We start from the raw sequence: 11,567 nt of genomic DNA, 5'->3' as shown, positions 1-11,567 counted from the left end.
GAGGTTGCCCTTGCGAGAGCGAGGGCCAACTCTCCCGTATCTTGCTTTGGAAAGGGGATGAATTGGAATGGCCCCGGCCTCTGACACTGCACCGTCCTGGTCGGTGCTGGGCCTGACCTACCGGGGCGATGACCCGGAGCAGGTCTTTCAGCAGTACCTGCAGTGCATCGCTGACGAAGGACTGCGGCACTACCAGGAGATCATCCAGACCGGCAGTAAGCAAGGGGAAAGCCTGTGGCTACACGTGCTCAATGGTGCGGCAATCATTGAGCGACTCCGGCCACTCTTTGGGCTGAATGCCACCGAGCTGCGCTGTCTCCTTCTGGCCATGACCCTCCATGACATCAATAAGCTGCCTGCTTACAGCAAGGACAGCAGCGGGAAGGCTGTCCGCTATGCCAATGCGGCGACGCCGGAGCACCTGGCCAGTGAGCTGGAGGCCCTGCAAGCGGATCGCTTTTTCCCAGCGTGGCGGGACTATGTGCGAGACATCAAATTCCTGATCGACAGTCATCAGGACCAGGCGCCCCAGCACTCCCAGTTCTCCTTCACCTTTGCGCAACAGTGCCGCCTTCCCCGATCACGCCTTGAAGGACCGCTCAGAGCGCTGCTGCGCACAGCGGACGTGTTGGATCTGTCTCACAGCTCAGACCAGGCCAGCCATCAGGAACGCCATATTCATCAGAAGGCGCTTGAGCGGCTGAATGAGGGCCTCCATCTCAGCGGGGCACAGCAGCGGTACCGCTTTATTGGCCATCGCCTGGCCGAACTGCGTGGTCTGCTTTCCAATACGATCCATAACCAGCTCGTTCGCCTCCTCCAGGAACAGTATGGGCCACAGAGCTGCATCCCTGTGCTCTTCCGCGCCGAGGGCGTCGACTATCTGCTCAACCGCGCCATTCCTTTTGCCTGGACGCGCGAGCAGCAGCGCGAGCTAGCCCGGCGAGTGATTGGCAGGCTGGCTGAGATGCAGCAGGATGGGCTGACAGAGTTCATCAAGGCGCGGCCCTTTGGGATCAGTGTTGACAAGGCAGCCCTCGACAGTGGGGCGCCTATCGAGCAGATCTTTGGCTGCATCACCACTGTGGTCATGCGCAAGCAATACCGGGAAGAGTGGCGTCAAGAGCGCGAGGCAGCGGCGCGTCAGGACCTGCAAACCTTCCTCGCCTCACCAGAGGCCGTGGCTCACCCATCGCTGCAGGCCCAGTGTCAGGCGTTGCTGGCGGAGCAGCATCTGGTGCCTGCTGATCCCGAGGCCCTCAAGCGGGGCGAGTTCCTCATGGCCTACCGGAACTTTCTCGAAACCCACCGCGGAGAGGAGCTGAAGCGCCTGCAAGAGGACGCCTGGCAGCGAGTGGCGCGCCTCTTCGGCGTGCCCGAGGAGCGTCAGGCCCTCTACGCGCTGATCAATTCCTATCGGCGAGGCTATGTCATGGCTCGCGACCTGCCTGCCCTCGCGCTTCCTGAGATGGAGGCCACGGCCCTCGCCGATCTCGCCCGTCTGGAAAAGCAGGCACTGCAAGCGACAGCGCCACGCGCGGGCCGTGGCAAACGGGAGAACAGACAGCCCGCCGTGCCCCAGCCAGTGGAGAGCGGGGACCAGCAGGACCCGCCAGAGACTGCAGAGGGGGGCGATCCATCGCTGACGTCCCAGGAGGAGGCGCTGCTCGACTATCTAGATCGCCATCTGAGTTTCTGGGACCTGAGCAGCGGAGAGCTGCAGCAGCCGGTCGACTTTCAGGCAAACCTGCGCCACTATGTCGATCCGCGCCACGCCGATCGGCAGTGCAGCTACTGCAGCAGCCCCTTGCCCGCCGAGGAATGGATGGCCTTGCAGGTGCCGCCCAGCATTGGCGTGCAGCAGTTCTCGAACCGGCTGGAGGGTGGGAGTCCGCGCGAACCGAAACGCAACATCTGTCCCATCTGCCGGTTTCAGTTCCTGTTAGAAAAGCTGGCCTGGCCCTCGCACCGCGATAAGCAGGGGAGCGAGTTTCAGACCTTCTATCTCCACCTGTTCCCGTACAGCTTCTTTCCCGGGCCGCTTCTGCAAGCGTGGTGGCAGACTGTCGAGAGCGTCAGAGAGGAGAGCACGGAGGCGATCGACCTGGACATCAGCGATGTAGAGCAGTGGCAACAGCTGGCTCATGGCCGGTTTTTGCAACAGCTCCGCTACCGGGCAGGCCGACGAGAAGGGCTGGTTATTCCGCGCTACGAGGAGGCGCTCAGCCCCACGCCGGTGCTGCCGCTGACGATCAACCAGCAGGGCTATGGCCGCCAATATCTGGTCGCTCTGGAGAAAGCGCTCTTGCTGGCAGCCTGGTTTGATTGCCGTGTGCTCCTTTCGCGCCTGCCGACGCCGCTGCTTAACCTGGAGCAGGAGGCGATCGGGTCGGAGCCGGTGGCTTTCATGGCGGAAGGAGTGCCCCAGGCTCTCACCTGGCTACTGCCAGAGCAGGTGTTGACTCGTCCCCAGGTCCGGGCCCTCTGTCGTCGTCTCGCCCTGCTGCACGAGCTGGTCCGTCGCCTGCAACCGGATGCTCCGTCGACCGTGGCAGTGCTCTACGACCTGGTTGCTGCGGCAGCCCATGACCCTCTGATGCTGTACCATGAGATTGACCGCCTGATCGAGAAAAAGGCCAGCAAGCAGCATCAGAATCCCTTAACGCTCAGCTATCAGGTCGCCCCGCTGCTGGAGCAGCTGCTCGAAGTAGCACAGACGATCGGTTAGCGCTCTCGTCTGCTCGGTCACCTGTTCGCAGACCAGATGAGAAGGAGGATATTCATCATGACAGATATGCCTTCCCAGGCCCAGACAAGCACCCAGCAAGCCAAGGGGGACCTCCTGGCCCAGGCCCTCAAGGAGATCGCCATCTATGCGGCCAGGCAAGCTATTCGGGGTCGTTCCTTCAAGCGGAACTCCCTGCTGAAGCCCTTAGATATCATCCTGGCCGAACTGGGACGCTATCCAAAGGAGCTGGACTTTGCCAGAGAGAGCAGCAAGGGTCTGATCTTTGACCACCTCCGGCGCATTCGCAGCTGGGTCTCAGAGGCGGCGATCTACGAGTACGTCGACGTATTCTTTGAGAAAGTGCTCAAGCAGGCCCTTGGCAACAATGTGGGGAAGCTGCTGCAGCGCGAGCGCTCGCTGCGCAGCGCCTACCTGGTCTTTATGCGTCAGGAGACGGCGCGCGTCTTGATGGAGAAGAAGCAGGCGGCCTCAGAGAAGGAAGCGCTTGCGCAGCTTGAGGCTGCAGAAATAGAGGAGTCCGAGGAAGAAACGGTCACCGGCTCGCTCTCGGACTAGTCCGTGCAGCGTCCAGCGGACCCGGCCAGGCTGAGCGCTTCTCCCAGCGTCCTTATGCCTCGATCTACCTGAAGAGTGCACGAGATAGCAATAAGGCAAGCAAACAGATGATACAGTTCCTAAGAAAGGATGTTGTTGAGCCATGAGTGTCACCTCCATGTTCACCGTCCTCAATCAGTACCGTGACTATCTGTTGGAGCGCTACGATAATTTTCCGCATAGCCGCTATATCAGCGTGATCCTGATCCGCAAGACCGAGTCAGAGACCATCTTCCGCACGGAGGGCAGTGGAGAGGGTCTTGTCAAGGAGCTGGTGACTGCTGGTCGTCGGGAGAGCACACGCGAACCGGTCCAGCGTGTGGTTATCAGCAAGCGCAAACAGACCGCGGTAGAGCGCCGTGTGGGGCGCGAGCTGCTGCGCGAGTATGAGCTGTTGGGGACGGTGACAGTGGGCCGAGAGCAACGCCCGTGCGCGCTGAATACCAATGCCCCCTGTGGCAAGTGCATCGACTGCATGGTCTATGGCTACGCCGCCGGCGGTGGTGGTGCCCAGAAGAGTCGCGTCATGACCGATGATGCTTACTCCCTGGCTCCGGCCCACCAGGTCACCAGCAAGCGCACGTTCAACGCCACCTTCGACAATGGGACGATGCGCAACCCCTTCGACGGAAAGCCTTCGACCTCCATCAACGAGGATGAGTACGTCTTGCCTGAGACCCATTTTCTCGATATCGAGACGCTCAAGGATGTCACGCCAGGAGAGTTCCAATACGTGCTCGGCAACATCCTGCGGAGCACCCGCTACGGGGCGATCAGCAGCCGTCAGGGGCGCGTACGCAATATGATTGCGGCCATGATCTTCAGCGATACAGAGATCTTTTCTAATCTCGAACTGACTCAGGAGGTCTATGACCTGCTGCTAGAGGCGCAGGGGAGTACGGAGCTGGATGTGCCGCTCGCTGACGCTCTCGTCGAGCGCGCTGTGCAGCAGGCCACCGACACGCTGCTGCGCGACCTGGTCGGGCGCCCGCCGCTGGTCGTGCGCGGGGAAGCCCTGGGGCGATTGCTAGAGGAGACCCTGACGCTCTACCGCGAGCCAGAGCGGTTGAAGGACTTGCTGCAGGAGGTCACGGCGAGCTATAAAGACCTGCCTTAAGCTTCGTGGGGTCTGTACGCTATGGAGCAGAAGCGAAGAGAGGGAGGAGCGGATGACCACCAGTAACACGGCTCAAGCCCGCTTCGGGACGAGCATTGCGATCTATCAGGTCAAACTGACACTGTTGGAGCATACCTTTTTTGCCAGTCGCGAGGTGGGCCTGCTCTACGAGACCGAGCCGGTGATCGGCAACTATGCCCTGACCTATGCCCTGGGCTGGTGTGCCTCTCCCTACAACTGGAATGGCCCGCCACGCTATAAAGCGGACCTGCTGCCACTGAACCATCAGGGCCGCTATGTGACGCCGGCGACCTTCCTGCCGGGTCGCCTGCGCTTCGCGTTCAGCCAGTTCAATGCCCAGTCGGACAGCTACTACTTCCGCTTCGACCAGAACGCCATTGCGCTGGAGCGCTCTCGCAAGGCACGGGCGATGAACTTCCCCCAGGCCGGCAAGATCCGTCTGCTGGCCGCCGAGAGTCAGGCACGTTTCTACGTGCTGCTGCCGGGGGAGCTGGCCCCTGCCCTGCCGCGCTATATCCGCCTGGGCAAGTTTCAGAGCAAGGCCCGCCTCGACTGGCAGCCGTTGCAGCTGCTCGCCCAGGAGCCACAGGAGCAGGAGCACGTTGTCGACTTCTTTTTGAATGCTGCCGACCTGCCGGAGGCCATGCTCTCTGGCATGCGCAGCTTCACGCTCTATAATATTCCGCCGGCGCCGCTGGTGCGTCAGGCGCGTCTGCGCGGCCTTTTCTGGGCGGGGCGGCTGCCCGACGGCGAGGAGGTCCACTTGCCTGCCGGAATGCACTACGGCGTAGAGACGCTGCCCTGAATGAGCGAGAGCGAGGAGGGCAGACATCCATGCTGACCATCACTGTGCATCCTCACGACGAACGCCTCTGGTTGGGCGAGCATCCGCTCGCCCACACCAGTGTAGCCAGGCCAGAGCAGGGAGCGGGTGATATCGAAGGCGCTCAGGCTCAACAAAGGGAGAGCCGGCTCCTCTACCACCAGTGGCGCATGTATCAGGCCACAGCGCCACTGGTCATCAACACCCATGCCACCGGTACTGGCAAAACGCTAGGGGCCCTGCTGCGCTTGCTGGCGCGCGTGCGCCAGATTGGCCCTGACCAGCTCACGCCACGCCAGGGGGACACGCTGTTCATCGCCCCCACGAACGAGCTGATCGAGCAGCATGTCCGCACCGCCAGCGAGTTCTGTCAGCGTTATGGATTGCCCTACCGGGTGGTCCCCGTGACACGGGCCCACCTGCAGAGGCGCTGGCAGGAGCTGGCCCCGGAAGAGCGGACCCGCCGCGGACGGTTCCTGCGCCAGTTGCTCAGTGACCCGGCTACGGCTCTGCAGGAAACCGTCTCGACAGCGCAGGCCACGATCTTTGTCACCAATCCCGACATTTTCTACTACATTCTGACTGCTTGCTACAATCGCTTTGACCGTGGGCCACTGCTGGTAGAGGTGCTGCGAGATTTTAGCCTGGTCATCATCGACGAGGTGCACTACTACAGCCCCCGGCAGCTCGCAGCCTTTCTTTTCTTCCTGAAGCTGTCGGCGGCCTGGGGCTACCTCAGCGGCCCCGACAGCCCTCGGCAGATTTGCCTGTTGACGGCGACGCCCTCGCTGCCGATGCGGCGCTATCTGGAGCGACTCGGGATCGAGACCGAGTGGATCGAGCCACAGGACCCTGTCCCCGAGGTATGGGCTGACAAGGTCAAGTCAGTGCGAGCACTGACGCCCGTTGAGCTGGAGATCTATAGCACAGAAGAACTGACGAAGGATCTGCATGGCCAGCGCCAGAGCGGCGACGCCTTGCTGTGCCTGGTCCAGCGCCTGTGGCCGACGTTGCGTCAGCTTCTAGAGTCACAGCCTGCGGATGGCTTCCCTGTCGAGGGGGCAATACTCTCCAACTCACTGCGTACCATCAATCTGATCTACGGCGAGCTGCGAGCGCGTTGGCCAGCAGCCAGTGAACGGGTTGGGCGCATTACGGGCCCGCAGAGGAGTCAGGCACGTGAACAGGCACGCGAGCGCCAGTTGATCCTGGCCACCCCCACGGTGGACATCGGCTACAACTTTGAGCGCACGCGCCCAGGACAGGGACAGCCCGGACAAGACCTGCCCACATCGGCTGTGCGCAAGCCGCGGCCTTCGCTCGATTTCCTGCTCTTCGATGCCCGGTCGGGCGATGAACTGCTCCAGCGACTGGGCCGTGTTGGAAGGGTGCTGGCGCTGGCGGCAGGAGAGCACTGTGGCCCCTGCCGTGCCTGGGTCGTGGTGGACCAGGAGAGCTATCGCTGGTTTGAAAGCTATCACGGGACAACGATCGATCGGGGAGCGCTGGCCAAGCTGGCAGCCCGGATGCCAGCACGGCAGGATCTGACCGCCTATGTACGCAGCGGCGTGATTGGAGAATTCTTCCGCTCGATTGGGCTGATCGGTCAGGGGATGGCAGATGAGGAACTGCCATTGCTCGATAGCTTCCTGCAGGATCTCCAGCAGTTATTCGCAGGAGAGCAGGAGCAGCACCAGCGCCCCTGGTCTTACCGCAGGATACGGGAAGTACTCCGGCGGTATGAAGAGCGTGCCCGAAGCTATGGAGGCTTCTCCCATATTCCCGCTATCGCCTTTGAGCGGTTTGCTGCTCTGCTCGATGGCCAGCAACCAGATCCGCATGATCCGGCCATCTCGTACCTGAAGGCATTTGAGGAGCGTTTGCTTTCTATCATGCAACATCGCTATGAACGGCCTCGAAGCAGTCAGGAGGCGGTTCTCTGGCTCAAGCAAGATCTAAGCCAGTACTATACAGAGCGCTCTCGATGGAACTTCCGCGAGGGCTTTGAGACGCCCCAGGTGCAGGTGTTCGACCCACAGCATCTGCTGGCGGACGAGGACGTAACCCACTATGATCTCTTTCACATTCTGCGCTCTTATGAAGCGACCTTCTTCCCCACTGAGGAGGAATGGAGACGCGCCTGCTTCCCCGAAGGGTCACGGCAGCACACCAATCTCCTGGGAAATCAACAAGAGGAGCAGGTGCCGGCCAGGGACGAGGAAGTGATCCTGTTCTGTCGCCTTCAAGCGCTACGCAAGCAGCCAGGTCAAGTCGGCCTGCGCCTGGACGTGCCTGAGCAATCGCGAGCGGAGTGGGAAGAGCAATGGGCCTATCGCGTCACTGCGCTCTGGGGCTTGCGACCACAGTTAATCAATGATGATACCGGCCTCCCTGCCTGCGTGGGTAGCTGTTTCCAGGAGCGCTTCGTTCCTGTCTTCGTGGCGGCAGAGGAGAGCAGCACCGCTGCCTGGCTCCTGTCCCTCCGTCAGAAAGCGCGCTTCTTCCCTGTGGCACTACACATCTCCTTCGCCGATCGGACAGCACGTTACCGGGCCGTGCTGGGTCCGCTGGCCTGGCAACTGGCGGCGGAGATCCCTCGCTGGGTCTTCGAGCGTGATCGGCGGCAAGGACAGCAGGGAGAGAGCGAGCCGTTCTTCTTCTAAGGAGGGTCCTGTAACGGCTCGGACAACCATGAGAACAAGAGAGGAGCACAGTCATGTCTTCAGGAAGAGGGGACGAGCATGGTACGCTGGTCTCGATGGTGCTGCGAGTAGAGCCAGCAGAGCCGGGGTGGCTGACGCCCAGTTGTGGCCCGCAGCTCCAGGCAGCTTTTCTGCAGCTGGTACGTCAGGTCGATCCTGAGCTATCGGCCTGGCTGCACCAGCCAAATCAGCGCCGGCCTTATACGCTTAGTTTGCTGCACGGCTTCCGCCAGCTCAGTGCGAAGGATCTGCAGCTCGTCACTAGCCAGCTGCAACCGGTACCTGTCCAGCCTGGAGAACGCTACTGGCTGCGTTTGACGCTCTTAGATGAACGGCTTATCCAGGCTATCCTGCGCGCCTCCCTCCAACAGGCTCGACAGCTCCGCCTGTGCATTGAGCAGGTGCCACTGGTCATCACACACATTCTGGCAGCTCCCCATCCATCACATGAGGGGCCGTCGTGGGTGGCGGTCACTTCCTTTGAGGAGCTGGCCCGTGAGCAGGCGGTCCAGGAACACTACACCTTTGAGTTCGCGAGTCCCACGGCCTTTAGTAAGGGTCAGCGCCCCTGGGGCAAGCTGCTGACGCTCTTTCCTGAGCCTGCTGCCGTCTTCGAAAGCCTGGCACGCTCCTGGGATCTCTTTGCCCCCGCGCGTCTGCGCCTCTCCACTGCCGACCTGACCCCTCTGGAGATCGCTGACTGGTGTGCGGACCACTTGATCGTTTCCCACTACGAGCTTCGCACCCAGTACCTGCCTTCCAGTCGCTTTGGCCAAACTGGCTTTCTGGGGCGCATCACCTACGAAGTGAAAGGGCCAGGGGACGTACCACAGGCGCGCTGGCTGACGCCCCTTGCTCGTCTCGCTCTCTTCAGCGGCGTGGGCTACAAAACGGCGATGGGCATGGGGCAAGCGCGCTGCCTGAACGTGCAGCCCTCATCTGAGCAGCCGTCAGCCAGCCATGCTGTGGCCAGGACTGCGTCGATCTTTCACAAGCCAGTGGGAGAGGAAGATGAACTTGTCTACCAGGCTGACCAACAGTGAGCCGGCGGAGCAGATAGTCCCTTTCTCCGCCCTGAATGCCTTGGAGTATTGTCCTAGACGCTTCTATTACGAATATGTTCAGGGGGAGATGCTCGTCAATGCCTTGGTACTGGAGGGCCAGCTGCTTCATCAAAGGGTGGATCAGCCTGGCCTCCTTACCGAGAAAGGAGTGGAGCGTATCCATCGCCTCTATCTCTGCAGCGAGCGCCTGAGCACGGCTGGCTACCTGGATTTGCTTGAAGAGGAGACGGGAAAGCTGCTGCCCGTTGAATACAAGCGAGGCAAAGAAGGGCGCTGGCTCAACGACCATATCCAGCTCTGTGCCCAGGCGCTCTGCCTGGAGGAGCATCTTCCGCACCTGGCACCGCTCACGCACGGCTCTCGTTGGCCTCGCACTTTGTGATCGGGAAGCTCACCAACCAACGGCGTCTTCTGCAGCGTCTGTTATCACGGCGTTCCCCCGACCAATCGCATGTAGTGCTGGAGGATCTGGCACGGATCATCGAGTCGCTCCGCCAGCTTCCTGCTGTGGCCTTCTCTTCCCTGCCCCCTCTTTCTACAGGCGATCATGGGATCAGCGGTACCCCGTTGGAGGCCGTGTTGGGTCTTGAAGGCCAGGGCAGCGCCCTCTACTATGCTGCTTTCCCTCACATGCTGCTGGAGCCTGACATCTGGAGCTTCCCAGGCCGGACGAAGCGGCCTCCGACTGACCCTGTGAATGCCCTGCTGAGTTATGGCTATACCATCCTGGCGAACCGCGTCACAGGAGTGGTTCAGCTTGTTGGCTTTGATCCCTATATCGGCTACCTCCACAGCAGTGGCTATGGCCGCCCGGCGCTAGCCCTCGACCTTATGGAAGAGTTTCGTCCGCTCATTGTTGACTCTGTCGTCGTGAAATTACTCAACAAGCATATGATCAGCCAAGACGATTTCGATGAGCTGCTCGGCACCTATCGCCTCAAGAAAGAGCCGAAAAAGCGCTTTCTAAGCGCGCTGGAGGAGCGTTTCCGTGAGGAGATCACTCATCCAGTCTTCGGCTATCGCGTGAGCTATCTGCGCTGCATCGAGTTACAGGCTCGTCTTCTGGCGAAGTATCTGACTGGCGAGATTGCGTATTATCAACCGTTCACAGTGAGGTGAGATCGCTGTATGCCCCATGATACTTGCTGTTATGTGATCGCCTATGATATTCCTGATGATCGGCGCCGCGCCCGTGTACATAAGATCCTCTGTGGCTTTGGGAAGTGGACCCAGTACTCGGTCTTCGAATGCTTCCTGACAAAGAAGGAGCTTGTGCTTCTCCGCTCACGCCTGGCTGCCCATCTGAACGAGCAGGAGGACAGTATCCGTATGTATCCACTCTGCCAGGCCTGCGTGAAGCGCGTTCTGACCGTCGGAGGCGAGCCGCCCCGAGAGGACCGCCTCTTCTTCTCCTAGGGGCCATCGCCGATCTGATTCCAATCCCTAAACGGGCTTGAGCGGTGTTTTGACAAAGCCGCCGGCTTCATCCAGCCGGCGGCGCTCTTTTTATCGTTCCAATCCCTAAACGGGCTTGAGCGGTGTTTTGACGCGGCCAGGTACCTGGCAAGGAGCGGATCATTGTCGCTGTTCCAATCCCTAAACGGGCTTGAGCGGTGTTTTGACCAGAAAAAAGGAGGGCATCCATGAAATTCGTATGCACGTTTCAATCCCTAAACGGGCTTGAGCGGTGTTTTGACCGCGCGCGACAGCTTGTCCCTGAGCGGCTTGTAACCTCGGTTCCAATCCCTAAACGGGCTTGAGCGGTGTTTTGACCGAGCCGTTTCTGTGCTCCCTCGGGGGTTGCGTAAGTTTCAATCCCTAAACGGGCTTGAGCGGTGTTTTGACTCCCGTGCCCTCGCCTCTTCGGCCTGCTTCGCAGCCATCGTTTCAATCCCTAAACGGGCTTGAGCGGTGTTTTGACTGACAGGTATGGCAACAGCACCCGGGCGCGCAGTCGTTTCAATCCCTAAACGGGCTTGAGCGGTGTTTTGACGCGCTTCAGGAAACGGTGCGCTCAGCGTCAGGATCTGTTTCAATCCCTAAACGGGCTTGAGCGGTGTTTTGACTCATTTCGCTGGTAAGGGAGCCAGGTGTGTACCTGTTTCAATCCCTAAACGGGCTTGAGCGGTGTTTTGACCTGAGGGATCGATCCCTCAGCCCCTTTTGTCCGTTCCGTAGTTTCAATCCCTAAACGGGCTTGAGCGGTGTTTTGACAGTCGGGGTGCTCCTTGAGCAAGGGAGACTCATTGTGTTTCAATCCCTAAACGGGCTTGAGCGGTGTTATGACGTGGAGAGAAAGGCGCAAACTTTTCCACACTATATGTTTCAATCCCTAAACGGGCTTGAGCGGTGTTATGACCGTACCCGCTCCTCTCCAGGATAATCACAGAAGGCATACGTTTCAATCCCTAAACGGGCTTGAGCGGTGTTATGACAGATGACGGTCTGCAATACTTCTGGCCGGATGACATAGTTTCAATCCCTAAACGGGCTTGAG

General features: G+C 60.3%; 9 protein-coding genes and 1 CRISPR repeat array. All 9 genes read left to right on the top strand.

The features are described from left to right. Positions 1 to 67 precede the first annotated feature (67 nt). Entirely contained in the window at positions 68 to 2,728 is a 2,661-nt protein-coding gene (gene cas10d, locus IRZ31_RS16650; RefSeq protein WP_297155654.1) for a type I-D CRISPR-associated protein Cas10d/Csc3, read from the top strand. Positions 2,729 to 2,785: 57 nt separating this feature from the next. Beyond that, the gene (locus tag IRZ31_RS16645) at positions 2,786 to 3,304 is read left to right on the top strand and encodes a hypothetical protein (protein WP_297155652.1); all 519 of its coding nucleotides are present in this window, start codon (positions 2,786 to 2,788) and stop codon (positions 3,302 to 3,304) included. 142 nt (positions 3,305 to 3,446) lie between these two features. Next, positions 3,447 to 4,460 carry a type I-D CRISPR-associated protein Cas7/Csc2 gene (gene cas7d, locus IRZ31_RS16640; RefSeq protein WP_297155651.1) on the top strand — a complete coding sequence of 338 codons (1,014 nt, stop codon included), beginning with the start codon at positions 3,447 to 3,449 and terminating at the stop codon, positions 4,458 to 4,460. 52 nt (positions 4,461 to 4,512) lie between these two features. Next, a complete protein-coding gene (gene cas5d / locus IRZ31_RS16635; protein ID WP_297155649.1) occupies positions 4,513 to 5,286 on the top strand; it encodes a type I-D CRISPR-associated protein Cas5/Csc1 in 774 nt (257 codons plus the stop codon). A gap of 29 nt (positions 5,287 to 5,315) precedes the next feature. Next, complete coding sequence (gene cas3 / locus IRZ31_RS16630; RefSeq protein WP_297155646.1) at positions 5,316 to 7,967, top strand: type I-D CRISPR-associated helicase Cas3'; 2,652 nt, start codon at positions 5,316 to 5,318, stop codon at positions 7,965 to 7,967. Between the two features lie 53 nt (positions 7,968 to 8,020). After that, on the top strand, positions 8,021 to 9,049 hold the full coding sequence (gene cas6, locus IRZ31_RS16625) for a CRISPR-associated endoribonuclease Cas6 (RefSeq protein ID WP_297155644.1): 1,029 nt from the start codon (positions 8,021 to 8,023) through the stop codon (positions 9,047 to 9,049). Then, the gene (gene cas4 / locus IRZ31_RS16620) at positions 9,024 to 9,452 is read left to right on the top strand and encodes a CRISPR-associated protein Cas4 (protein ID WP_297155643.1); all 429 of its coding nucleotides are present in this window, start codon (positions 9,024 to 9,026) and stop codon (positions 9,450 to 9,452) included. Before cas6 ends, cas4 begins: the two co-directional genes overlap by 26 nt. Next, positions 9,434 to 10,189, top strand: a complete 756-nt coding sequence (gene cas1 / locus IRZ31_RS16615; RefSeq protein ID WP_297155641.1) for a CRISPR-associated endonuclease Cas1 — start codon at positions 9,434 to 9,436, stop codon at positions 10,187 to 10,189. The genes cas4 and cas1 overlap by 19 nt, the downstream gene beginning before the upstream one ends. A 9-nt stretch (positions 10,190 to 10,198) precedes the next feature. Then, complete coding sequence (gene cas2, locus IRZ31_RS16610) at positions 10,199 to 10,486, top strand: CRISPR-associated endonuclease Cas2 (protein WP_297155639.1); 288 nt, start codon at positions 10,199 to 10,201, stop codon at positions 10,484 to 10,486. Positions 10,487 to 10,503: 17 nt separating this feature from the next. Further along, positions 10,504 to 11,567: direct repeats of the CRISPR family, unit length 25 nt; unit sequence GTTTCAATCCCTAAACGGGCTTGAG.

This window comes from Thermogemmatispora sp. (genome assembly GCF_019683635.1).
Taxonomy (GTDB): Bacteria; Chloroflexota; Ktedonobacteria; order Ktedonobacterales; family Ktedonobacteraceae; genus Thermogemmatispora.
Note: the sequence above shows the minus strand (reverse complement) of the source record. Positions and strands in the feature narration are given on the sequence as shown.